The organism is Campylobacter sp. RM9328 (assembly GCF_012978615.1).
The window spans coordinates 121,795-144,724 of sequence record NZ_LIWF01000006.1; the positions used below are offsets into that span (position 1 = coordinate 121,795).

A 22,930-nucleotide genomic window follows, 5' to 3' on the forward strand; every position below is an offset into this window, starting at 1 on the left:
AGTTTTGTATGCAAAAAATACTAATAACTGGTTCTAGCGGAATGGTTGGAAGAAATATAGTTGAGTTTGAGAAGTCAAAAAAACATGTTCTTCTAACCCCATCGAGTAAAGATTTAAATCTTTTGGATAGAAAATTAGTTGATAATTATATTAAAGAAACTAAGCCTGATATTGTAATCCATTGTGCAGGAAGAGTTGGTGGTATTCAAGCCAATTTGGCTAATCCTGTTGCCTTTTTGGCTGAAAATACTCAGATTGGACTAAATATCATTATGGGTTCGTATGAAAATGGGGTTAAAAAATTTATAAATATGAGTAGCTCTTGCATGTATCCAAAAAATGCTATTAATCCTTTAAAAGAAGAGTTGATACTCAAAGGCGAACTTGAACCGACAAATGAAGGGTACGCAATAGCAAAAATAACATCAACAAGACTTTGTGAATATATTAATAGAGAAAATAAAGAGTTTCAATACAAAACAATTATCCCATGTAATTTATACGGAAGATATGATAAGTTTAATCCAAAAGATTCGCATATGCTTCCAGCTGTTATTAAAAAAATCTATGAAGCGAAAGTAAATAATCAGAATACTGTTGAGATTTGGGGCGATGGAAAAGCAAGAAGAGAGTTTATGTATGTTGAAGATTTGGCAGACTTTACATATTTTGCACTAGAAAACTATGAAAAAATGCCACAAAATATAAATGTTGGTTTGGGTCACGATTATACTATAAACGAGTATTATAAAGCTATAGCAGAAGTTATTGGATACAAAGGTAATTTTACTCATGACCTATCAAAACCAGTAGGAATGAAGCAAAAGCTTATAGACGATGCTGAACTTAAAAATTTTGGTTGGAGATATAAAACATCTTTAAAAGATGGAATTCAAAAAACTTATGAATATTATTTAAAAGAATTTTTAAGTGAATAAATTTAATCTTGACTATATTGATTCTATGAGAGGTATTGCTATATTAATGGTTTTAGCTGTTCACTTTACAATATTTTTAGAATTCTATAATATAGAGCATTTGCCATTAGGAATAGAAAATATTTTACGATCAGGAAAATATGGAGTAGCTTTATTCTTTATAGTTAGTGCATTTACTTTGTTTCGTAGTTTAGACGTACGTCAAGAATGTGGATATAGAGCATATTATTTTCGCAGATTTTTTAGAATTGCACCAGCGTATTATTTAGTTTTAATAGTTGTATTTAGTATCTCTGATGGTCAAATGTACTATATGGAAGACATAGAAAGTGTAAATAGTATTTTTAATTTATTTGCACATATATTTTTTATTAATGGTTTTTTTACTAACTATTTTAATAGCATATTGGGTGTTGAATGGACTATTTTTGTTGAGGTTTCATTTTATATAATATTGCCATTATTATATGTTTATAGAAAGTATTTATTGCAAATAACAGTGTTTTTTTTGTTATTAGCGTTAATGGGTTTTATGGCTTCAAAAATTATAAATTTTACAGAATTAGAAAGAATCCAATTATATTTTTCACCTATTATATGGTTTGTAGTTTTTACATTTGGAGGATTAATATATAAGTATCACAATAATAATTTAATAAAAAGTATATCTATTAAGTATAAAAGTCCTATTGTTATTGTTTTGGTATTAGCATTTATTGTCCTGTCTTATGTAAAAATCACCGGAACGGCGTTGATTTTTAGTTTTATTTTAGGGTTATTTTTTATTTTAAATAGCTATAATCATATCTTTATTTTCAATAATATTATTTTAAAAAAAATAGGCAAACTATCGTTTTCAATATATTTGATACATTTCCCAATTATAGGATATATTAAGAATAATTTTATTGGGGGGGGGGTGATGGTGTTTGAAAACCAAATTTTAAATTATATATTACTATGCTCCCTCGTATTTATAGTTGTTTTAATCTTAAGTGTGATTACTTATAGATTTGTGGAGCAGCCGTTTATAGAATTAGGTAAAAAATTAATAAATAAAGAGGTATTAAAATGACAATTAACTATCCATTGGCAACATCAACATGGGATGAAAAGGAGCTGGAAGCAATTAATAGTGTTATTAAAAGAGATATGTACACCATGGGTGAGAGTGTAGCACAATTTGAAAAGGATTTTTGTAGTTTTGTTGGTAGTAAATATGCGGTTATGGTAAGTTCTGGCTCAGCGGCAAATTTAATAGCTACAGCAGCACTCTTTTATACAAAAAACTCAAAATTAAAAAGAGGAGATGAAGTAATAGTTCCTGCCGTTTCGTGGTCTACTACATATTATCCTCTTTATCAATACGGATTAAAATTAAAATTTGTAGATATAGATTTAGAAACCTTAAATTATGATTTGAATGCGCTACAAGAGGCGATATCGTATAAGACTAGAATGATTATGGTTGTAAATCTTCTTGGAAATCCAAATGATTTTGATAGAATTTTTTCAATAATTAAAGATAAAGATATTATTTTATTGGAAGATAATTGCGAGTCAATGGGTGCAACATACAAAGGCAAACAAACAGGAACATTTGGAATAATGGGAACATTTTCTACGTTTTTTTCTCATCATATGGCAACAATGGAGGGCGGATTTGTAGTGACAGATGATGAAGAGCTTTACCATATTTTATTATCTCTTAGGGCCCATGGATGGACAAGAAATTTGCCTAAAGAAAACAAAGTTTGTATAAAAAGTGATAATTGGTTTGAAGAGTCATTTAGGTTTGTGCTTCCAGGATATAATGTTAGGCCTGTAGAAATGAGCGGAGCAATTGGTGTAGAGCAACTTAAAAAACTTCCAATTTTTTTAGCTAAAAGAAGAGAAAATGCAAAGCTTTTTCAAAAGTTATTCTCAAATCATCCTGATTTTATTATTCAAAAAGATATTTGCAATAGCTCTTGGTTTGGCTTTTCACTTATTATAAAACCTACCTCAAAACTTAATAGAGTGGATATAGTTAAAAAACTTACGAATGCAAAAATAGATTGTAGACCAATAGTTACCGGAAATTTTACAAAAAATGATGTTATGAAATATTTTGATTATGAGATACACGGGAAACTCAAAAATGCTGATTATTTACATGAAAATGGATTATTTGTAGGAAATCATCAGATTGATTTGGGGAATGAGATTAAATATTTAGCAGAGGTTCTATATTATTGATTAAACATATAATTAAATTAATACTATCTATCAGAATTATTAAATTATTAACAATAAAATTTTTGAATAGAAATAAATATCTAATTATTAAATCAGAATTTGTTAATTTTAAAACCAGGATTGGAAATAATGTGACGATTATGGAAAGTTGTGTAACGGATGATTTTACAGCCATTGGTAACTATTGTTATATAGGAAAATATTGTTACTTAACAAAGGTAAATATTGGCAATTATTGCTCTATTGCAAATAATGTTTCAATTGGACAAGGAGAACATGATTTAAGTAAAATTTTTACAAATTCGATTTTTTATGAAAACGCATTTGAGGAATTAACAAAAAATTGTTGTGAAATTGGTAATGATGTTTGGACAGGAGTGGACTCAATAATAAAAATAGGTGTAAAAATAGGTAATGGTGCGGTAATAGGAGCAAATTCTGTTGTAACAAAAGATGTGCCGTCTTATGCAATAGTTGTAGGAAGTCCGGCAAGAATTCTTAGATATAGATTTGAACAAAAAAAGATAGCAATAATTGAAAATTCACAATGGTGGATTAGCCCCCCCTCAGAAGCCAAAAATATATTTCAAAGGTTGGAATTGGAATGATTAAAGCATCTTTTTTTTTAAGTATTTATTTGAAAAATAAAGTTTTTGACATAAATGATTTTATTGTTAATAGGGACAATAGTGCGTATTTGTATTTTAAGCTAAAAGATGTTTTCTTTGAAAATAGAATTAATCTGTCAACACAAGATATTAATTCTATAAACGAATCAAAAATTGTTATTTATAATGATATGCCAAAAATTTTACCAAACAGAGAAGATATTAAAAAATCATACCTTTTACTTTTTGAAAGTGAGTTAATTAAGCCTGAAAATTGGAATTTGGAAAAGCATAAATATTTTAATAAAATATTTACATGGAATGATAAAATTATTGATAATAAAAAATATTTTAAGATAAATTTCTCTCATTTGTTCCCAAAAAGCATAAATAAAGATTTGTCTAAAAAAGAAAAACTTTGTACATTAATAGCAGGAAATAAAAAAGTAAATCATCAACTAGAACTTTACAGTAGAAGAATAGAAGCTATAAGATGGTTTGAAAAAAATCATCCTAATGATTTTGATTTTTATGGGGTGGGGTGGGATGAATATTTGTTTAGCAATAAATATGTTAGATATGGGTTTAGAAAATTAAAATTATCCAAATTATTTAAATGTTTTAAATCAAATTTTCCAAGCTATAAAGGTAAGATAGATTCTAAAAAAGAAGTTTTAGAAAAATATAAATTTGCTATTTGTTATGAAAATGCAAGAGATATAGTTGGATATATAACAGAAAAAATATTTGATTGTTTTTTTGCTGGTTGTATCCCAATATACTGGGGTGCAAATAATATAACAGAACATATTCCAAAAGAGTGCTTTATAGATAAAAGAGAATTTGATAGTTATGAAAAATTATATGAATATATAACTAACTTATCAGATGAAAAATATCTAAACTATTTAGATGCTATTGAGAATTATTTAAATAGTTCTCAGGCAGATCAGTTTAGAGCAGAGTTTTTTGCAAATACCATAGTGAAAACAATTTTAAATGATATTAAATAAAGCAAAAAGTGACTTTTTAATCATTGTGGTAGGAAAACTACTTCAAGTTATCCTTATGATTCTTGCTATTAGAGTTTCTACATCACTATTAGAGCCAAAAGAGATGGGAAATATTTACATATTTACTACAATTTATACTTTTTTTGTCTTGTCACTTATTAGCCCATTTGGGCAATACATAAATCGACATACCCATCAATGGCATAAGCAAAAATTATTGCTTGATAATCTAGGATTGTATTTTTTATATTTGATGGGTATCTCGATATTTTCAGTAATAGTAAGTTTTTTTATTTATAGTTTTGGTGTTTCACAAGAGATAAAACTAGAATATTTTCTTAGTTTAATTTTTTTATTTATTTTATTTATGACTTTAAATCAAACTATTTTGCCATTATTAAACATGTTATATTATAGGCTTAGTTTTACCATTTTAACAGGTTTAACAGCATTTGGGATTATATTGTTTGGGTGTTTGTTTATAAGTCTTTTTGGAAATAGTGCGGAAAATTGGCTGCTAGGGACATTAGCCTCAAATACCTTATTTTTAATTATCGGCTTTTTTATACTAAAAAATAGATTAAATGAAAAATTTCATGGATTTTCTTACGGTTTAAAAAAAATTACAAAAGAAAAAATAAAATCTATTCTAGTATTTGTACTCCCCTTATCTGTAGCTACACTTTTTATGTGGCTTCAAAATAGTGGATATAGAATTTTAATAGAGCAAAATATAGGTTTAGAATTTTTAGGATTTCTTGGCATTGGATTGGCTGTGTCTTCGCAAATTGCTTCTACTGTTGAATCAATTGTTATGCAATATTTTCATCCTATATATTATAAACAAATAACAAATGTGACTACACGAGAAAGAAAAGAAGCTATTGAAAGTTTAATAAATAAATCGTTACCTATTTATTTTATGTTAGCTATTTTTTTAACTTTTTTATCAAAATATATGGTTGAAATTTTAGTCGATAAGAAGTATTATGGTGTTTATATTTTTACTATTTTTGGAATATGGATTGAGTTTTTTAGAATAAGTTCAAATCTTTTCGGCAATATTTCTCAATCAGAAATGAATACAAAAAAATTTATGATACCTTATGTTATAGGAAGTTTGGTAACTATTATTTTAGTTTATTTTAGTAGTTTAAGAGAGAATTGTGAATTTTATCTGCCAATTGCATTATTAATAGGTGGATTATCTACAATGATTATTATGTATATTTCTATGAAAAAGTTAATAGATTTTAAAATAGATTTTAAATTGATTTTTTTTAGTTTTTTAGTCTCTCTTCCATATTTTTTTACTTATTTATTCAATTTTGAGACTGGTTTAATTTTAAATTTATTAGTTGTAGGTAGTTTTGGAATCTATTTTTTGGGAACAATATATTTTATTTATAAAAAAGGTTTGGGTTATGATTATAGTTAAAATAATAGGCGGTCTTGGAAATCAGATGTTTGGATATGCCTATGCAAAAGCCTTGCAACAAAAAGGATATGAAGTTAAAATAGATATATCAGCTTTTGAAACCTATAAGCTTCATGGCGGCTACCAATTGGATAAATACTATATTGATTTGGATTATTCAACAAAAGATGAAAATAATAGATTTTATAAAAATACTATTTTTCATAAAGTTTTAAAAAGATTGAGAATTGATTTTTTTAAAATAATTAGAGAAAATAGTTTACTTTTTGATAAAAAGCTTTTAGAAATTAAAGACAATCGTTATTTAGATGGATATTTTCAATGTGAAAAATATTTTAAAGATATTAGAGAAGTTGTTTTGAAACAATTTACTATAAATCAAGAATTTTCAAACTACACAAAAGATGTAGAAAAAAAAATACTAAATTCACAAAATAGTTGCTCTATTCATATAAGAAGAGGCGATTTTGTAAATAATAACAACATCTTAATTCATGGAGCTTGCAGTATTGAATATTATAATAAGTCTATGAGGTACTTAGAAGATAAAATAGCAAACATAAGCTATTTTGTATTTTCCGATGATATAGAGTGGGTAAAAAATAATTTATCTATACAAAATGGTATCTATATAGATTGTAAAAAAAAGAGAATTCCACATGAAGATATTTATCTTATGAGTTTATGCAATCATAATATTATTGCTAATAGTACGTTTGGCTGGTGGGGTGCTTGGCTAAATCAAAATAAAAATAAAATTGTGGTAGCACCAAAGATATGGTTTGCAGATAAAAAACTACAAGAACAAAGTAAGGATATAGTTTGCGAAGAGTGGATAAAAATTTAAATAAGGAGACTTTATGAGCAGGATAAAAGAGGTTGTGTTGACAATTATAAGAAGAATTTCTTATTTGTTTAAAGCGCATGTGCTTCGTGATAAATTTTTGTTAGCACATATTAGGTGGGTTAAGGATCGTGGCGATGAAACACTAAGGTTGGAATATGCATTGGACAGAAATAGTATTGTGATAGATGGGGGGGGGTATAAAGGTGATTTTTCAAGGAATATATTTGACAGATATGGATCTAAAATTTTTATATTTGAGCCAGTGTCTAAATATGCAGATGATATTAAGTTGCTTTTTAAAGATAATAAATCGGTTTCTGTTTTTAAATGCGGACTTTCAGATAAAGATGGCGCAATGCAAATATCATTACAAGATGATGCATCATCTACATTTTTAATAAATCATAATACTGAAACGATAGAAATTAGATCGGTTGTTGATGTGTTGCAAGAACTTGATATAAACAAAATAGATCTGTTTAAAATTAACGTAGAGGGTGGAGAATTTGAAATACTACCAGCATTAATAGATAGTGGATTAATAAAAATAATAGATAATATTCAAGTTCAGTTTCACGAATTTATAGACAATGCTCACGTAAAACGTGATTTAATAAGGGCGGAATTATCAAAAACGCACTATTTGACATATGATTATTATTTTGTTTGGGAAAATTGGAAAAGAAAAGGGAATTAATGAAAATATCGGTCATTATGCCTGTATATAATGCAGAAAAGTATTTAGATGAAGCAATACAGAGTATTTTAAATCAAACCTATAAAGATTGCGAGTTTATCATCATAAATGATGGTTCAACTGATGATAGTTTAAGCATAATAGAAAGATATAAAAAACAAGATGAAAGAATAGTTTTAATAGACAGAGAGAACAGGGGCATAGTAGCAAGCCTTAATGAAGGCATACAAATAGCCAAAGGTAAATATATAGCTAGAATGGATGCTGATGATATCAGTTTGCCCACTAGGTTTGAAGAGCAATTAAAAATAATGGAAAATGATAAGAATATTGTTGTTTGTGGAAGCTGGGTGAATATTTTTGGTGAAAATAGAAAAGATAAGGTATTTAAATATTTTGAACAAGATAAAGAAATAAAGGCAAATCTTATTATGTCTTGCTGTTTTGCTCATCCATCCGTGATAATGAGAAAAAGTGTTTTTGTGGACAATAATATTTGGTATGATGAGAATTTTAAAAATGCAGAGGATTATCACCTTTGGACTCAACTTGCAAAAGTTGGTAAATTTTATAATATTCCAAGAGTCCTTTTAAATTATAGATTCTTAGAAACAAGTATAACAAGAGTGGCGGATAAAAATGAGTCACAAAGAAAAGAAGTTTATACAAATATATTCAATGAAGCTTTAAATCTAATCAATTACAAAAGAACAGAAGAAGAAATTGAATTAAGTTTTATAATCTCTCATAAAGATAGAATTAAAGCCAATAAAATTGATTTAAACAAACTTAAAGTCTATTTTGACAAAATTGTTCAATCAAATAATAGGAATAATTTTGCAGATAGCTTCACGCTTTATAAAATGCTAGGTAATAGATGGCTTTTAAATTTTATAATTAACAAAAATATAAAATCAATTTTTTCAAAATATTTTTTATATGGGGTTATTAGTGTTATTAAATAATTTATTAAAAGAAAATGATTTAAAACTTAATAATTCTTTGTTTCTTTATAACAAAAAAGATGTAGCTATAAAAATACTATTATTTTTAATTTTATTAGCTTTAATATCAAATACTTTTGTTGAAAGTAGTTTTTTGTTTGTTGAAAATATAAAAAACATTATATATATATTACTACTTATATCTTTTGGTGTTTATTTATTCGCAGAAAAAATTAAAAAAGAAAAAGTTGTCTTAATATCTATAATATTTATCTTAATTTATACTGTATTGTATATTGAATCATTTTTTACACAAATTGAATTGAAATTATATATAAAACCTATTTTAATTGTGCCTTTCTTATTTTTCACTTTTGATAGCGATAAATATAATAAGCAAATTTTTACAATATTACTTATATTTCTAGTTTTTACTTTTATTTATTTTGAAATACAATATATTAATAAAATGGGTTTTTGTTTTACTAATAGATTTAGTTCTAATTCTATTGACCCTAATATTACAGGGCTATATATACTATTTGCGTTTTATTTATCAAGAAAAATTAATTCAAAAATATTAATGTCGATATTTTTAATATTGGGAATACTAACATTAAGTAGAAATTTTATTCTTGCTATTTTATGTTTGTATGCTTTGAACTATTTAAAACAAATAAAAAGTATTTATAAACTATTGAAAATTAATTTTGTAACATTATTAATCTTACTAAATATTTTTTTAGTTTCATTTTCGTTTTTTGTAAAAAATATAAATTTTACAGAAGTTTCATCTTTTACATATTCAAGAATTACTGAATTATTTGATGAATCAAATTATATTCGATTTAAAATAAATAGAGATGCAATGGAGAAATTATTTGCTAGTAATAAAAACTTTTTATTTGGGTTAGGTTCAGATTATGCTTCAAATGAAAAATATGATATAAAATATAAAGTACATAGCGGACTTCTTGATTTTTTAACAATGTATGGTTTTATTTATACATTATTATTTTTATTACTTTTATATTATATTGCTAAAAATACTTTAACTTATGAGAATTTGGAGTATATATATTCATATGCTGTTTTTAGTTTATTTTTGCCTGGTACGTTGGGGGGGTGGATTTATTTGATATTATTTATTTTTATTTTAAAATTACAAGAATTAAAATATAAAAAGGAAATTAAATAATGTATTTTTCACTTCAAATAGGACGAGCATTCGCATCAGTATTTGTTTTGCTATTTCATTTGGGTGGAATTATGTATAGTGAGAGATATTTTGGAATATCAGAATTTTATTTACCTTTCTCTTTTGGTTCTTCGGGTGTTGAATTTTTTTGTTTTAAGTGGATTTATTATTTATAATGCTCATAAAAATGATTTATCCCAGCCAAATAAGATTTATGATTATATAAAAAAACGTTTTGTAAGAATATTCCCAACTTACTGGATGGTTTTTGTGATAGTATATATTTTAGCATTGTTTTCATCATCATCTAACGTATTACCCAAGGATATCGCAACAATAGTTAAATCTTTACTTTTGTTTCCGCAGAACATTGATATTGTAGGTGGTACAGGCGCTCCCGTTATTGCTGTTGCATGGTCTTTGCAGTACGAAATTATATTTTATATTTTTTTTGCATTGCTTATATTAAATAAATTTACTTTTTTCATTTTTTTATTACTCTTCTTATTTTTGCAAATAGCTTATTATGGAATAATATCATCTTTCCCGATTAGTTTTTTTCTTAGTCATTATATAATTTTATTTTTTATGGGTATAATGGTTTCAAAAATAAGTGAGTATAGTCTGAAAAGTATTTTTATCAAATATATAGGCTCTATTGGATTTGGTTTATATTTTATAATAGCTTTTGATACTATGCTTGAATACAATTTACTAAAAGAATATAGAATTATTTGTTACGGAGTAGCTAGTAGTTTAATTATATTATTTATTGTAAGGACTGAAATTGAGGGTTATAATTTTAAAAAATTTAAAAAACTTAATTTATTAGGCAATGCTTCATATTCATTGTATCTTTTGCATTATCCCATTATGGTAGTTGTTGCAAAAATATTTGTGATTTTAGATTTAGTTAGTTATAAAATTACCACAGCAGTAATTGCTTTTTTCGTTATATTTTTTACTTGTATTATAGCGTCAATAATATTTCATTTGAAAATTGAAATTCCTGTTATTAAATTCTTTAAAGGTAAAATTTTATAATGCAATATATTAATTTTAGTGTAATAATTCCCATGTATAACTCAAAATTTACTATAAAAAATGCTATTGAATCTATATTAAATCAAACATATAAAGGACCTTTAGAAATTATTGTAGTAAACGATGGTTCAACTGATGGATGTGAAAAAATAGTTGAAGAGATTATTTTAAATAATCAAACAAATAGAACCATAAAGCTTATAAATAAACCAAACGGAGGTGTTTCTAGTGCTAGAAATATAGGCATCAGAGAGTCCTCTGGTGAATGGATAGCATTGCTTGATTCTGATGATATTTGGCTTCCTGATAAAATACAAAAACAAATAGATGAGGTTATTAAAAATACTGATATAAAATTTATAGGGACTAATAGAAACAATGAAGTATATCCATTTTTTGGAAAGTCAAAAAAAAGGCTATATAGTGTAAGCTCAAAAGAGATATTATTTAAATGGTGGCCAAGCACTCCCACTGTAATGTTTCATAAAAGTCTTTTTTTTGAGGTTGGAGGATATGATGAGAAATTAGTTGGCGCAGAGGATAGCGATTTTTGGCTTAGGTGCGCTAGTAAAACAAAAATTTATGTTTTAAATGAATTTTTGGTATATACAGGTGGCGGAAAAAGAAGTTTTGGAGAATCAGGTCTTTCTGCAAATATGCCAAAAATGTATGAAGGTGAGATTTTGGCTTTAAAAGGAGCAAAAAAAAGAAAACAAATAAATTTATTTGAATATTTTGGTTTTTATTTATGGCTAACTGCAAAATATATTAGAAGAATGCTTATAGTAAGGATATCTAAATGATATTTAAGCTATTTTGGATTTTAAGGGGATTGTTATATAAACCATTTTTTGGCAAATTTGAACTTCCATCATATATAGGAAAGCCTGTTTTTATAGGAAATTTTAAGAGGATTTTTATAAATAAAAAAGTTAGGATTTTTCCAGGAGCTAGGATCGAAGTTGTTGGCAATGATGCTTCTATAACTTTTGAGGAAAATATATCTGTAGGTCAAAATTTACATGTTACTTCCGCATCAAACTTGGTGATTGAAAAAAATACAACTATTTTAGAAAATGTTATGATTACAAATATTGACCATGACTATCAAGAGATTAACGAGCATATCTTGGATCAAAAAAATATAATCAAAGAAACATGTATAGGCGAAAACTGTTTTATAGGATATGGTGCGGTTATACAAGCGGGTACCATACTTGGAAAGCAGTGCGTAGTTGGCGCAAATGCGGTTGTACGGGGACATTTCCCTGATTACTGTGTTATAGTCGGTATTCCTGCTAGGATAGTAAAGAGATATGATGAGGAAGCTAAAATATGGAGAAAAACAGATAAAAAAGGAGAATTTATAGATGAGATATAAAAATGTTTTAATAACAGGTGGAGCTGGTTTTATAGGATCAAATCTTAGTTTAAAGCTATTAGAAAAAGGGTATAGTGTAACGGTTTTGGATAACCTTTCGCCTCAAATACACGGAGACTACTCACCACTTTATGAGAGCATTAAGGATAAAGTGAATTTTATAAAAGGCACAGTTTTAAACTATGATGATTGGAAAAAGGCGCTTGATGGTGTTGATGTCGTAGTCCATCTAGCAGCTGAAACAGGAACTGGTCAGTCTATGTATGAGATAAAAAAATATACCGATGTGAACATAAAAGGTACTTCTATTTTTCTAGATATTTTGGCAAACGAAAAACACAGTGTAAAGAAAATGGTAGTGGCATCATCTAGGTCTATCTATGGCGAGGGAAAATACGAATGCAAAAAGTGTGGTGTAGTATATCCGAATGAAAGAAAAGATAGGGATATGTCAAGGGGTGACTTTGCTGTAAAATGTCCCGTATGTGGAGAAAACGCTAAACTTCTTGCCACTGACGAAGAGAGTAAAATACATCCAAGTTCTATCTATGGCATCACAAAACAAGTGCAAGAGCAGATATTTATGTTAATGGGTAAATCCTTAAATATACCAGCCGTCGCTTTTAGATATCAAAATGTATATGGAGCAGGGCAATCGTTAAGCAATCCATATACGGGGATACTATCTATCTTTTCAACTCGTATAAAAAATGGAAATGATATCAATATATTTGAAGATGGCAAAGAGAGTAGGGACTTTATTTATGTGGATGACGTTGTTGAGGCTACTATTTTAGGCATAGAAAAAGATGAAGCCAATTATGAAGTTTTTAATGTGGGCTTAGGGAAAGCTGTAGATGTTAATACTGTTGCAAATACATTAGTTAAGGCCTATAAAAGCAGTTCTAAGATAACCATTTCTGGCAATTACAGGCTTGGGGATATAAAGGATAATTATGCTGATTTGACTAAGATAAAAAACAAGCTTGGGTTTGAGCCAAGGGTGAGTTTTGAAGAGGGGATGCAAAGATTTACATCTTGGGTAAATGCACAGGAGACTGTCGAAGATAATTATGAAAAAAGTATAGAAGAGATGAAAAAGAAAGGACTTTATAAATAGTTATGAATCTAGATGGTAAAACGATTCTGCTATTGGCTCCAAAATTCTTTGGTTATGAAAATAAAATAAAAAAAGAGTTGGAAAACTTTGGCGCAAGTGTAATATATTTTGATGAAAGACCTAAGAATGATTTTTTAACAAAGGTTTTTATTCGTCTTAATTTTAAATTTTTTATCAAGAAAAGCATATATAAATACTATGGTGATATTACCCTTAAGACTAAAAAATTAAAGATCGACTATCTGTTTTTGGTTTCTCCAGAAACCATCAATAGTGAATTGGTTAATAATATAAAATCATTACATCCTGATATTAAAACTTATGTTTATATGTGGGACTCTATAAAAAATAAAAAAAATGGATTTGAATTGCTTGGCGTAGCAGATAAATTTTTTACATTTGATCCGGATGATATTAACGTTGATAAAAAAATACAGTTCCTGCCGCTATTTTATGTTGACGATTATAAAAATTTAAAGCATGCTACTAAAAGCCCACAGTATGATATATCTTTCGTTGGTACTATTCATAGCGATAGATATCCTATTGTAAAGAAGCTGGAAAAAGATTTTAAGGTATTTCATTATTTTTATTCACCAAATAGGTTATTGTTTGGGCTACAAAGATTGTTTAAAGGTAGCTTTAAGAGTATAGACCAAAACGACATCCACTTCAATTCTTTAAGTAAGGATGAGCTACTAAGTATAATTGGTGACTCTAAGGCGGTAATAGATATAGAGCATCCAAGCCAAAAAGGTTTAACGATGAGAACTATTGAAATGCTTGGAGCTGGCAAGAAATTTATAACCACCAACTCAAGCATTAAAAAATATGATTTTTATAATGAGTTAAATATATTGGTGATAGATAGAAAAAAACCTATAATAAATGATTGTTTTTTAAATATGCCTTATGTTAATATTAGGCAAGATATTTATGATAAATACTCGTTAAACAATTGGATTAAGTGTATATTTTCATAGATGGCTAGTCGCCTAAATAAAAAGCCTATATACCTTTTTTGCCTAAAATTACCAATATTGTTTTTATGATAGTCCTTATCTCCAGCCATAGCGACCAGTGTTTTATATAATAAAGATCATACATTAGCTTCTGCTTGGCATCATACGAATTAGCGCCGTATGGGTAGTTTACTTGTGCCCAGCCAGTAATGCCTGGTCGCACCAAATGGCGTTCGTTATAGTATGGTATCTCTTTTTCGAATATATTTATCCAGTGTCTACGTTCCGGTCTTGGACCTATAAGGTGCATCTCGCTGCATAATACATTTTTGTATTGAGGTATCTCGTCTATTCTTGTTTTTCGCATAAAGTCACCAAATTTAAATACTCTTTCGTCGTTATCTGTTGCAAATTGAGCACCATTTTTTTCGGCATCCAGTGACATTGAGCGATATTTTATGCAGTTAAATTCACGGTTGTTTATGCCTACTCTTTTTTGCGCGAAGTATATTTTCCCGGGAGATTGCTCTCTTGTTTTTTTCTTAATATACGGTTTGATGAAAAAATGGACAGAAACTAGTAGCATGCAACCAAAATAGTCAATAGCTCTTTTCATTGCGTATTCTATGGTATTATATGGTTCTATGTCGCTTAAAAAATTTAAATCCCTATCATCATCCGGGATATAGCATTTGTATAGATATTTTTCCAGTAGTCGTTCTATCGTGATGATTTTTATGCGTTTATGTTGAAGTCTAAATTGCAAAAGAGTTAGGTATTTTATCATTTTTGGATCCACGGAGGCTTTTGTGTTTATGACTATGTATTTATATGGCTTATCCCCCAGTAAGCTTTCTAGCTCTTTTCTTACCTCCCTTGACGGTCTGTCGCGGTATTTTACGAAATCTATATTTTGAAATTTAAACATCAATCTATCAATGTCTAGTTGATCAAATTTATATTTATTTCCTAAAATCAGCAAAGACAAAATATACTCCTAGTTTAAACATAAGAAAACCAAATGGTATTATATTATAAAGATGTTTTGATGTAAATAAAAAGGCAATAAATGGTGACTTTATTAGATTAAAAGCAAGTTTGTATTAGTATTTTGGATCATATTAACTATAAAGGAACAAAATGGACATTTCAAAGATAAAAGTCGGCTCAAATCCGGATAAAATAAATGCAGTTATAGAGATACCTTATGGTTCAAACATAAAATACGAGATAGATAAAGAAAGTGGTGCAGTGGTAGTTGACAGAGTGCTTTACTCGGCCATGTTTTATCCTGCAAACTACGGTTTTGTGCCAAACACATTAGCAGCTGACGGCGATCCGGCTGACATTTTAGTGCTAAATGAATATCCTCTTCAAGCGGGCAGTGTGATACCTTGTCGCCTGATCGGCGTTTTGGTCATGGAAGATGAAGCCGGTATGGATGAAAAGCTTCTTGCTGTGCCTGTTAGTAAGATCGACCCTAGATATGACGCGATAAAATCTTACGAAGACTTGCCAAAAGCGACACTTGATAAGGTTAAAAATTTCTTTGAAACATATAAAATTTTAGAACCTAACAAATGGGTTAAGGTCAAAGAATTTAAAGGTGCTAGCGAAGCACAAGCTATACTAGACTCTGCGATAAAAAACTATAAATAATACAAAAGCCCCAAATTTGGGGCTAAATATATGAGAACTTTAATTATTTTATCTATTTTTATTTCGCTACTGATCTCTAGTCAAAAGGGCATTATTGATATGCATGGCGGTAAAAGCCAAAATTACAGTGGTTTTTCACAAAATACAGATACAAAATTTCATTTTGTCGATAAAAACGCCACAAGGCATGAGCGTTGAAATTTTTTACTAAATTTTTTAAATTTTAGTTTTTAATAAGCTTTCTTCGTGTATAATCACAACTTCAATTCAACTGGCGGGTTCATAGCTCAGTTGGTTAGAGCATCCGGCTCATAACCGGATGGTCCCAGGTTCGAGTCCTGGTGAACCCACCACTACTTTTTCTCTTTATTATCTTTTAACTTTGTTTTGTTGATTTTTAAAATATCTGCTCATTGTAGATGATTACTGGGTTTTATTATATACTTGGTTTATCGTGGTTTTTTATGTGTGTTTTGGATTGATATCCATTAGCATATGTGTCAAGTTGTGTTACGATTTTTATGTATATGTTCATTGATTTTTAAACAATCCGCCTTATCTTTATTTTGCCTAGTGAAAAATCGACCATTTGTTAAATCTGCAATTAATCTAATTTTGTCTGAAATTTTATAAAAATTTATATCTTGGTATAATCGCTGTCCTGGTTTTGGTTTTTTTATTCTTTGGGAAAAGTCTTCTTTCATGCAGTCTCTTAATATCCCTAAAATGTAGTCTGGGATGGATAGCAAAATGTCGTCTTTGTCACTTTTAATTATTATGGTGGTTGGGAAAATCTTTTCTTTCTAAAACAATCTGTTGCAATCTTGTTGCTGAAATTTTTGAATTTTCCTCAAAGGTTATAATGTTTGTATTATTTCTATATCTTCTTAATACATTTTTTATCAAACAATTAAATAAAGTGTAGTAGTTGCTTTGATAGACTTCTTTGCTCATTTCATCAATTGATTTATCTTCTGATTTAAACATTATTTGAGCTTCAATATTTAATTCTCTGAGTATTGAAATATACTTTTCTCTTATTGACATATTGTCTTCGCAGTAGTGAAAAAGCTTGTTTTTTATGTATCCGTTAATCCACTTCTTAGGTCATCAATGCATATTTTATTTAAATGCGTTTGTGTATTTGTTAGTATGCCTTTATTTTTTATAAAACCATGTGCTATATCGCTGATAAAATGGTCTTGATTTTGCTTTATTTCTTATTCGATATTAAAAAGAAACTCTTTGTAAAATATATTATATGGGGTATTTATCTTTATAACTTCTCTATATTTCTCTATTTGTTTTGGATTTTTCTTTGGTATGTTAAAAATTTCAATATATTCTTTATTGTGTTTATTATATAAGATTGACTGTAGAAAGTCTATTGGAACATTGAAGCTTGTTGAGATATTTTTCAGTGAGTTGAGTTGATTTAGTTCCATAAATTATAAAGCAATATGGGTAAATAGGTAGATTGTAATTAACTTTTTAGCGAGCGCGAATCGCACTCTTAATTTATTTCCCATATTGTTCCTCGATTATATCATTTTTCTGACTTAACGCAATAGTGTTATTTATTATTCTAAGCATATAATACTTGTTTTTAGATTAAAATTTTAAATTTTCTTTCTTTTTGATTGCTATGTTATAAAATGACACCGCGTTTATTAAAAATTTATAACTTTATGCCTAATTCTACAAATTTACTAAAATTAGCTATAATTTTGTAAAATTTAAAGAGAGGGGAAAGATGACTAGTATAAAACAACTTAAAGAACAAACAAAAGAATTTCTGCTTGGAAAATACGGCATAAACGGCTTGGCTAAAAGTGATATCGACTCACTTAATTTTTATATCAGTGATACTACGCATGATTTTTTAAGCGTGATAAACGAACCATCGTTATGTATAATTCTACAAGGAGCTAAAGCAGTGGGCTTTAGTGACGATATGTACGGATATGATGAAAACACCTATCTTCTCTCATCTACTCACGTGCCATTAAAAGTGCGAATTTCACAAGCTTCAAAGGAACAGCCGTATATCTCGCTGGCGTTAAAATTTAGCCTTGAAGAGGTCTATGAGGTGCTAAAAAGCGTAGATATAAACGAAGGAAGTTTACAAAAGAGTGAAAAAAGTGAGAAAGGTGTATTTTTTAGCGAGCCAACTGATGAAATTTTAGAGCCGGTTTTAAAGCTTGTTTGGCTACTTGAAAAGCCAAAATCAAAGATAAACTATCTAGCGGACCTTGCAAAAAAAGAGATACTCTATACCCTTGTAACAAACGACAAAAGCGGGTATTTCCTAAGCAAATTTGCGATGCAAGGCAGTGTATCTAATAAAATTTCACGAGTTATCGCTAAGATAAAAAACGATTTTAAAGAGAAGCTAAGCGTTAAAGAGCTTGCGCGCTGTTATGATATGAGCGAGTCTTCACTTTATCAAAATTTCAAAGTTATCACGTCGCTATCTCCGCTTGCCTTTCAAAAAAAGATCCGCTTAGAGGAGGCTAAAAACTTGCTGGCAAACAAAAGGATCGGCGTTGCACAGGTTGCATTTGACGTGGGATACGAGAGTCCTTCGCAATTTAGTCGCGAGTATGCCAGGATGTTTGGCGTTCCGCCAAAGACGCATAGTGAAATTTTGCGCACCGGTGTGGCGTGAGCGCTTTTTTAGCTTAAATTTTATACAATAACGCTTTTAAATTTGACAAAGGAAAAGTTATGAAAAAGATGTGGTCGGGGAGATTTTCAGGTGAGAGTAGCAGGCTTTTAGAGGAATTTAACGCATCTATCGGCTTTGATAAAAATTTATACCGTGAGGATATCGCCGGCTCTAAGGCGCACGCAAAAATGCTTGGAAGTTGCGGGATTTTAAAGCAAAACGAGGCTGAGGCTATCATCAAAGTGCTTGATGAGGTTTTAGCCGAGATAGAGAGTGGTAAATTTGAGTTTAAGATAGAGGATGAAGATATCCATATGAGTGTGGAAAAGCGCCTAAGTGAGATCATTGGCAAGGAGCTTGGCGGTAGGCTTCACACCGCGCGTAGCAGAAATGATCAAGTAGCTCTTGACTTTCGCCTTTTCGTGTTAAGAAGCGGCAAGGAGATAATGGCTGAACTACGCGTTTTCATTGCCACACTAGCAAATATTGCAAAGTCGCATAAAGACACGCTGATGCCAGGTTTTACGCACCTTCAGCACGCACAGCCTGTTAGCCTTGCTTATCATTTGATGGCTTATGCATTTATGTTTAGACGCGATTTTGAGCGTTTTTTAAGCTCTGTTGAGCGAAATAATCTATCTCCGCTAGGCTCTGCCGCACTTGCAGGCACTCCGCACAAGATAGATAGGGATATGACGGCACGTGAGCTTGGCTTTAAAGGTGCTACGCAAAATGCGATGGATAGCGTATCTGACCGTGATTTTGCGTTAGAGATTTTATTTAACATAAGCGTTTTGATGACGCACGCTTCAAGGCTTTGCGAAGAGCTAATTTTATGGAGTTCGCAAGAATTTGGCTTCGTAACGATAAGCGATACATACTCAACAGGAAGCTCGATAATGCCGCAAAAGAAAAATCCAGATGTAGCAGAGCTGATACGCGGTAAAACAGGACGCGTAAATGGCAACTTGATAGCACTTTTAACCACTATGAAAGGACTTCCACTTGCTTACAATAAAGATATGCAAGAGGATAAAGAGGGCGTATTTGATAGTGTCCATACCGCACTCACGTCCGTGCATATACTAAATGAGATGCTAAAAGAGGCTAAATTTAACGAGCAAAATATGCTAAAAGCTACTAAAAAAGGACATTTGAGTGCGACGGATTTGGCTGATTATCTTGTGCGTGAGAAAAACGTGCCGTTTAGAACCGCACACTTTATCACGGGCAAAGCCGTGGCGTATGCTGAAAATTTGGGCGTAGATCTAAGCGAACTAACAGGCGAACAGCTTTCAAGTATAGATGAGAGCTTAAGTGCTGATGTCGTGAAATTTCTAGATCTAAATGCGTCAAAAGAGGCTAGAAGCTCAAAAGGCGGCACGGCAAATGTTAGTGTGCAAGTGCAGATAGATGAGATAGAAAGCTGGTTAAAATTTTGAAAATCCACCAACGACGCTATCTTGGAAATAAATTTAAAATTTTGCCCTTCATCGGCGAAATAGTGCAAAATGAAATAGGAAATTTCGCAGAATTTTGCGATATATTTGCAGGAAGCGGCGTTGTGGGTGAGTATTTTAATAAACCTGATAATAAAATAATATCAAATGATTTGCTTTATCATAATTTTGTAAATTTAAACACGTTTTTAGGGATTGAAAAATTTGATGAGAGCAAAATTTTAGAAATATTAAAAAAATTAAACGGGCTAAAAAGCAAAAAAGACAACTATTTCTCGTCAAATTTCGGCAACCTTTATTTTAGCTTAGAAAATGCCGTAAAAATAGGTCTAATAAGAGAAGAAATTGAAAATTTATATAAAGCAAAAAAGATAAACGAACAAGAGAAATTTATACTTATAACTTCGCTAATTTATGCCATAGATAAGATAGCAAACACCGTCGGGCACTACGACGCGTATATCAAAAAAGAGATAAAAGAGCGTAAATTTGAGCTTTTGTTGCCGCAAATCAACAGGCAAAATAACAAAGAAAACGAAATTTACAAACTTAACGCAAATGAGCTAATAAAACGGATAAGTTGCGAAGTTTTGTATCTTGATCCACCATATAATTCAAGACAATATAGCGATAGCTATCATCTACTTGAAAATTTGGCACTTTGGAGCAAACCGCAAGTATTTGGAGTGGCTAAAAAATTTGATAGAAGCAAGATAAAAAGCGGATATAGCGGCGTAAATGCGACAAAGCTTTTTGCGGATTTAGTGCAAAATGCAAAGTGTAAATTTATACTTTTTTCATACAACAATATGGCAAATAAAGGAAACCACAGAAGTAATGCGAAAATCAGCGATGAAGATATAGTGCGAATTTTGGGTGCTAGAGGAAAAGTTAAAATTTTTGAGCAAAAACATAGGGAATTTAACGTAGGCAACACAAGACGAGATAATAATTTTGAGAGAGTGTTTTTTGTAAAGGTCGATAAATGATAAAAAGTATTGTTGATTATTTTAAAAAACACATCTTTTCAGTATCTATCGCTACTGCAGGATTTTTATCATCAATAGTTACTCTTTGTATTGATATAAATTCAGTATTAAGTATAAAATGGCTTATTCTTGTTATATTTATATCTATTGTTATTATAACGCTTTTAGTTGGGTATATACACAATTGTAATCAAAAATATTTTTTAACTTATAATATGTTTGAAAAACTTCCATTAGAGGATTTAAAAAAAGAGTTACAAGGGTGTTTTTTATTTAAAAACAACTCTCCTATAAAGTTAAGTTACGAAGATATAATAAAAGTTTATTATATAGATGAATATGATGTAGAAAATTTTATAGGGATTGGGTGTGTTAAACATATACAAAGTGATAATATAATTTATCATATTAAATTTTATTGGTTAAATGAAAAGCGAGATAATAATATGCGAAAATTATACTTTAGCTTAATACTAAAAAACTACGATATTCAAAAACTAAGAGGAGATGAATGAAAAATGGAAGCAAAGATAATAAAGATAATAGATAATACTAAGGTAACTATAAATAAAGGTAGGATTGATAATATAAATCAAACCGATATATTTATTGTATTTCAAAAAGACGGAGAGATATTTGATCCAGATACAAATGAGAGTTTGGGTATTTTAGAAATTCCAAAACTTAAAATGAAAGTTTTTGACATTCAAGAAAAAATGACCATTTTAGAGAGTGCCGAAAAAGAGATTATTAAACCAGTCACTAAAAAAATCATAACTAAAAAAACCAATACAGATAATATGCGTCCAAGTAGTATTTATAATTTAATTGGTGGCACAAAAGAACATACAGAAGAAGTTATTGAAACATCAGAGCCGGAATATCAAGTGGTAACAATAAAATCTAGAAATATAACAACCGAAGATTTTGCAAGAAAAATACAATGAATAAAAAAGTTTGGTCGATTTCGACAACCGTTAGAAACCCAGAGAGGCTTAAAGATTTTTTAGCTACGTTAAGTGAAATGGACGGCAGAGCTTGGGACGGCTTAGCTCAGATGGAATTTCAAGCTAGACTTATTAAAAATCGCGTTTACGGATTTTCAAATTCGCAGTTTTATAACGGGTTAGATAAAAATTTAATTAAACTTATAGATAACCCGAATAACGAGATTTCGCTTGATAAGGCGATGGAAATTTTTGAGGCAAAAAACTATGAAGACCCCGCAATGCGTGGGCGAACCTCTTTTAAACCGCTTGAAAAAATTGGACTTGCTACGATAGAAAATAAATTTATAAAAATTACCGATTTGGGGCGAGATTTTTTACTAGACAAGCTTGATTTAGGCGAACTTTATCTAAAAAGTTTTTTAAAATGGCAGTATCCAAACCCCGTCGATAAAGAATTTGCGGATGCAAAAATTTACAATATAAAGCCCTTTATCGCGACACTTCATCTAATAAACGAAGTAAATCAAATTTGTAAAAACAAAGGGTTAAAAGCAAAAGGTATCTCAAAGCTCGAATTTACTATTTTTGCACAAAGTTTATTGGATTTTACCTGCCTAAAGACCCAGGCTCAAAATTTAATCGACTTTAGAACCGAGCTTGGTAAGATAAAAGACTACAAAAAAGAGCAAGAATTTATAGATAATTATATAAATAATTTTTTTGCAGACTTTCAAAATGCCACATTTAAAAATTTAAAAGATTATGCGGATAATACC

General features: G+C 29.5%; 26 protein-coding genes and 1 tRNA gene. 24 read left to right on the top strand and 3 right to left on the bottom strand.

Features of this window, described 5'->3' with window-relative positions; genetic code table 11:
* Positions 1 to 8 precede the first annotated feature (8 nt).
* The 15 genes from CCAL9328_RS05680 (at position 9) to CCAL9328_RS05750 (ending at position 14,449) form a co-directional block, all read left to right on the top strand.
* Positions 9 to 938 (top strand): GDP-L-fucose synthase family protein, encoded by a 930-nt coding sequence (locus CCAL9328_RS05680; RefSeq protein ID WP_170000221.1) that lies wholly within the window; start codon positions 9 to 11, stop codon positions 936 to 938.
* Positions 931 to 2,013 (top strand): acyltransferase family protein, encoded by a 1,083-nt coding sequence (locus tag CCAL9328_RS05685; RefSeq protein WP_170000222.1) that lies wholly within the window; start codon positions 931 to 933, stop codon positions 2,011 to 2,013. The genes CCAL9328_RS05680 and CCAL9328_RS05685 overlap by 8 nt, the downstream gene beginning before the upstream one ends.
* Positions 2,010 to 3,176 (top strand): DegT/DnrJ/EryC1/StrS family aminotransferase, encoded by a 1,167-nt coding sequence (locus CCAL9328_RS05690; RefSeq protein WP_170000223.1) that lies wholly within the window; start codon positions 2,010 to 2,012, stop codon positions 3,174 to 3,176. Before CCAL9328_RS05685 ends, CCAL9328_RS05690 begins: the two co-directional genes overlap by 4 nt.
* Positions 3,177 to 3,316: 140 nt before the next feature.
* The gene (locus CCAL9328_RS11175; RefSeq protein WP_170000224.1) at positions 3,317 to 3,784 is read left to right on the top strand and encodes a DapH/DapD/GlmU-related protein; all 468 of its coding nucleotides are present in this window, start codon (positions 3,317 to 3,319) and stop codon (positions 3,782 to 3,784) included.
* Positions 3,781 to 4,797, top strand: a complete 1,017-nt coding sequence (locus CCAL9328_RS05700; RefSeq protein WP_170000225.1) for a glycosyltransferase family 10 domain-containing protein — start codon at positions 3,781 to 3,783, stop codon at positions 4,795 to 4,797. The genes CCAL9328_RS11175 and CCAL9328_RS05700 overlap by 4 nt, the downstream gene beginning before the upstream one ends.
* Positions 4,784 to 6,235, top strand: a complete 1,452-nt coding sequence (locus CCAL9328_RS05705; RefSeq protein ID WP_170000226.1) for a lipopolysaccharide biosynthesis protein — start codon at positions 4,784 to 4,786, stop codon at positions 6,233 to 6,235. Before CCAL9328_RS05700 ends, CCAL9328_RS05705 begins: the two co-directional genes overlap by 14 nt.
* Positions 6,222 to 7,082 (top strand): alpha-1,2-fucosyltransferase, encoded by an 861-nt coding sequence (locus CCAL9328_RS05710; protein ID WP_170000227.1) that lies wholly within the window; start codon positions 6,222 to 6,224, stop codon positions 7,080 to 7,082. Before CCAL9328_RS05705 ends, CCAL9328_RS05710 begins: the two co-directional genes overlap by 14 nt.
* A gap of 13 nt (positions 7,083 to 7,095) precedes the next feature.
* The gene (locus tag CCAL9328_RS05715) at positions 7,096 to 7,779 is read left to right on the top strand and encodes an FkbM family methyltransferase (RefSeq protein WP_170000228.1); all 684 of its coding nucleotides are present in this window, start codon (positions 7,096 to 7,098) and stop codon (positions 7,777 to 7,779) included.
* Positions 7,779 to 8,744, top strand: a complete 966-nt coding sequence (locus CCAL9328_RS05720; protein WP_170000229.1) for a glycosyltransferase family 2 protein — start codon at positions 7,779 to 7,781, stop codon at positions 8,742 to 8,744. Before CCAL9328_RS05715 ends, CCAL9328_RS05720 begins: the two co-directional genes overlap by 1 nt.
* The gene (locus tag CCAL9328_RS05725; protein WP_170000230.1) at positions 8,731 to 9,921 is read left to right on the top strand and encodes a hypothetical protein; all 1,191 of its coding nucleotides are present in this window, start codon (positions 8,731 to 8,733) and stop codon (positions 9,919 to 9,921) included. The genes CCAL9328_RS05720 and CCAL9328_RS05725 overlap by 14 nt, the downstream gene beginning before the upstream one ends.
* 78 nt (positions 9,922 to 9,999) lie before the next feature.
* Complete coding sequence (locus tag CCAL9328_RS05730) at positions 10,000 to 10,965, top strand: acyltransferase family protein (protein ID WP_170000231.1); 966 nt, start codon at positions 10,000 to 10,002, stop codon at positions 10,963 to 10,965.
* Entirely contained in the window at positions 10,965 to 11,768 is an 804-nt protein-coding gene (locus CCAL9328_RS05735; RefSeq protein WP_170000232.1) for a glycosyltransferase family A protein, read from the top strand. The genes CCAL9328_RS05730 and CCAL9328_RS05735 overlap by 1 nt, the downstream gene beginning before the upstream one ends.
* Positions 11,765 to 12,346 (top strand): acyltransferase, encoded by a 582-nt coding sequence (locus CCAL9328_RS05740; protein ID WP_170000233.1) that lies wholly within the window; start codon positions 11,765 to 11,767, stop codon positions 12,344 to 12,346. The genes CCAL9328_RS05735 and CCAL9328_RS05740 overlap by 4 nt, the downstream gene beginning before the upstream one ends.
* The gene (locus tag CCAL9328_RS05745; RefSeq protein ID WP_170000234.1) at positions 12,336 to 13,466 is read left to right on the top strand and encodes an NAD-dependent epimerase/dehydratase family protein; all 1,131 of its coding nucleotides are present in this window, start codon (positions 12,336 to 12,338) and stop codon (positions 13,464 to 13,466) included. The genes CCAL9328_RS05740 and CCAL9328_RS05745 overlap by 11 nt, the downstream gene beginning before the upstream one ends.
* Before the next feature lie 2 nt (positions 13,467 to 13,468).
* A complete protein-coding gene (locus tag CCAL9328_RS05750; protein WP_169971545.1) occupies positions 13,469 to 14,449 on the top strand; it encodes a WaaS/CpsH family glycosyltransferase in 981 nt (326 codons plus the stop codon).
* Between the two features lie 25 nt (positions 14,450 to 14,474).
* On the opposite strand, the gene CCAL9328_RS05755 is transcribed toward CCAL9328_RS05750, so the two are convergent.
* Complete coding sequence (locus CCAL9328_RS05755) at positions 14,475 to 15,416, bottom strand: sugar transferase (RefSeq protein WP_249318040.1); 942 nt, start codon at positions 15,414 to 15,416, stop codon at positions 14,475 to 14,477.
* 152 nt (positions 15,417 to 15,568) lie between these two features.
* Here CCAL9328_RS05755 and ppa point away from each other — a divergent pair, with 152 nt between their 5' ends.
* The 3 genes from ppa (at position 15,569) to CCAL9328_RS05770 (ending at position 16,440) form a co-directional block, all read left to right on the top strand.
* On the top strand, positions 15,569 to 16,087 hold the full coding sequence (gene ppa, locus CCAL9328_RS05760) for an inorganic diphosphatase (protein ID WP_169935518.1): 519 nt from the start codon (positions 15,569 to 15,571) through the stop codon (positions 16,085 to 16,087).
* A 30-nt stretch (positions 16,088 to 16,117) separates the two neighbouring features.
* Positions 16,118 to 16,285: a hypothetical protein gene (locus tag CCAL9328_RS05765; RefSeq protein ID WP_169971547.1), complete on the top strand. Its 168-nt coding sequence runs from the start codon at positions 16,118 to 16,120 to the stop codon at positions 16,283 to 16,285.
* A gap of 78 nt (positions 16,286 to 16,363) precedes the next feature.
* Positions 16,364 to 16,440, top strand: a tRNA-Ile gene (locus CCAL9328_RS05770).
* Positions 16,441 to 16,587: 147 nt separating this feature from the next.
* On the opposite strand, the gene CCAL9328_RS05775 is transcribed toward CCAL9328_RS05770, so the two are convergent.
* Positions 16,588 to 16,791: a hypothetical protein gene (locus CCAL9328_RS05775; RefSeq protein ID WP_170000235.1), complete on the bottom strand. Its 204-nt coding sequence runs from the start codon at positions 16,789 to 16,791 to the stop codon at positions 16,588 to 16,590.
* Positions 16,792 to 16,855: 64 nt separating this feature from the next.
* On the bottom strand, positions 16,856 to 17,134 hold the full coding sequence (locus CCAL9328_RS05780; RefSeq protein WP_169971549.1) for a hypothetical protein: 279 nt from the start codon (positions 17,132 to 17,134) through the stop codon (positions 16,856 to 16,858).
* A 706-nt stretch (positions 17,135 to 17,840) separates the two neighbouring features.
* Here CCAL9328_RS05780 and CCAL9328_RS05785 point away from each other — a divergent pair.
* The 6 genes from CCAL9328_RS05785 to CCAL9328_RS05810 form a co-directional block, all read left to right on the top strand.
* On the top strand, positions 17,841 to 18,755 hold the full coding sequence (locus CCAL9328_RS05785; RefSeq protein WP_170000236.1) for an AraC family transcriptional regulator: 915 nt from the start codon (positions 17,841 to 17,843) through the stop codon (positions 18,753 to 18,755).
* A gap of 59 nt (positions 18,756 to 18,814) precedes the next feature.
* Positions 18,815 to 20,197, top strand: coding sequence for an argininosuccinate lyase (gene argH / locus CCAL9328_RS05790; protein WP_170000237.1), 1,383 nt, complete (start codon positions 18,815 to 18,817; stop codon positions 20,195 to 20,197).
* Positions 20,194 to 21,204, top strand: coding sequence for a DNA adenine methylase (locus CCAL9328_RS05795; RefSeq protein WP_283240779.1), 1,011 nt, complete (start codon positions 20,194 to 20,196; stop codon positions 21,202 to 21,204). The genes argH and CCAL9328_RS05795 overlap by 4 nt, the downstream gene beginning before the upstream one ends.
* Positions 21,201 to 21,719, top strand: a complete 519-nt coding sequence (locus CCAL9328_RS05800; protein WP_169935529.1) for a hypothetical protein — start codon at positions 21,201 to 21,203, stop codon at positions 21,717 to 21,719. The genes CCAL9328_RS05795 and CCAL9328_RS05800 overlap by 4 nt, the downstream gene beginning before the upstream one ends.
* 3 nt (positions 21,720 to 21,722) lie before the next feature.
* A complete protein-coding gene (locus tag CCAL9328_RS05805) occupies positions 21,723 to 22,151 on the top strand; it encodes a hypothetical protein (protein ID WP_170000238.1) in 429 nt (142 codons plus the stop codon).
* On the top strand, positions 22,148 to 22,930 hold a 783-nt coding region (locus tag CCAL9328_RS05810; protein WP_170000239.1), incomplete at its 3' end, for an AlwI family type II restriction endonuclease. The genes CCAL9328_RS05805 and CCAL9328_RS05810, both read left to right, overlap by 4 nt.

What these genes read in the sequence shown, in the direction of transcription:
- CCAL9328_RS05680 (WP_170000221.1), top strand. Translation starts at nt 9, where the DNA reads ATGCAAAAAATACTAATAACTGGTTCTAGCGGAATGGTTGGAAGAAAT.
- CCAL9328_RS05690 (WP_170000223.1), top strand. Translation starts at nt 2,010, where the DNA reads ATGACAATTAACTATCCATTGGCAACATCAACATGGGATGAAAAGGAG.
- CCAL9328_RS11175 (WP_170000224.1), top strand. Translation starts at nt 3,317, where the DNA reads ATGGAAAGTTGTGTAACGGATGATTTTACAGCCATTGGTAACTATTGT.
- CCAL9328_RS05700 (WP_170000225.1), top strand. Translation starts at nt 3,781, where the DNA reads ATGATTAAAGCATCTTTTTTTTTAAGTATTTATTTGAAAAATAAAGTT.
- CCAL9328_RS05705 (WP_170000226.1), top strand. Translation starts at nt 4,784, where the DNA reads ATGATATTAAATAAAGCAAAAAGTGACTTTTTAATCATTGTGGTAGGA.
- CCAL9328_RS05710 (WP_170000227.1), top strand. Translation starts at nt 6,222, where the DNA reads ATGATTATAGTTAAAATAATAGGCGGTCTTGGAAATCAGATGTTTGGA.
- CCAL9328_RS05715 (WP_170000228.1), top strand. Translation starts at nt 7,096, where the DNA reads ATGAGCAGGATAAAAGAGGTTGTGTTGACAATTATAAGAAGAATTTCT.
- CCAL9328_RS05720 (WP_170000229.1), top strand. Translation starts at nt 7,779, where the DNA reads ATGAAAATATCGGTCATTATGCCTGTATATAATGCAGAAAAGTATTTA.
- CCAL9328_RS05735 (WP_170000232.1), top strand. Translation starts at nt 10,965, where the DNA reads ATGCAATATATTAATTTTAGTGTAATAATTCCCATGTATAACTCAAAA.
- CCAL9328_RS05740 (WP_170000233.1), top strand. Translation starts at nt 11,765, where the DNA reads ATGATATTTAAGCTATTTTGGATTTTAAGGGGATTGTTATATAAACCA.
- CCAL9328_RS05745 (WP_170000234.1), top strand. Translation starts at nt 12,336, where the DNA reads ATGAGATATAAAAATGTTTTAATAACAGGTGGAGCTGGTTTTATAGGA.
- CCAL9328_RS05750 (WP_169971545.1), top strand. Translation starts at nt 13,469, where the DNA reads ATGAATCTAGATGGTAAAACGATTCTGCTATTGGCTCCAAAATTCTTT.
- ppa (WP_169935518.1), top strand. Translation starts at nt 15,569, where the DNA reads ATGGACATTTCAAAGATAAAAGTCGGCTCAAATCCGGATAAAATAAAT.
- CCAL9328_RS05765 (WP_169971547.1), top strand. Translation starts at nt 16,118, where the DNA reads ATGAGAACTTTAATTATTTTATCTATTTTTATTTCGCTACTGATCTCT.
- CCAL9328_RS05775 (WP_170000235.1), bottom strand. Translation starts at nt 16,791, where the DNA reads ATGAAAGAAGACTTTTCCCAAAGAATAAAAAAACCAAAACCAGGACAG.
- CCAL9328_RS05780 (WP_169971549.1), bottom strand. Translation starts at nt 17,134, where the DNA reads ATGTCAATAAGAGAAAAGTATATTTCAATACTCAGAGAATTAAATATT.
- CCAL9328_RS05785 (WP_170000236.1), top strand. Translation starts at nt 17,841, where the DNA reads ATGACTAGTATAAAACAACTTAAAGAACAAACAAAAGAATTTCTGCTT.
- argH (WP_170000237.1), top strand. Translation starts at nt 18,815, where the DNA reads ATGAAAAAGATGTGGTCGGGGAGATTTTCAGGTGAGAGTAGCAGGCTT.
- CCAL9328_RS05800 (WP_169935529.1), top strand. Translation starts at nt 21,201, where the DNA reads ATGATAAAAAGTATTGTTGATTATTTTAAAAAACACATCTTTTCAGTA.
- CCAL9328_RS05805 (WP_170000238.1), top strand. Translation starts at nt 21,723, where the DNA reads ATGGAAGCAAAGATAATAAAGATAATAGATAATACTAAGGTAACTATA.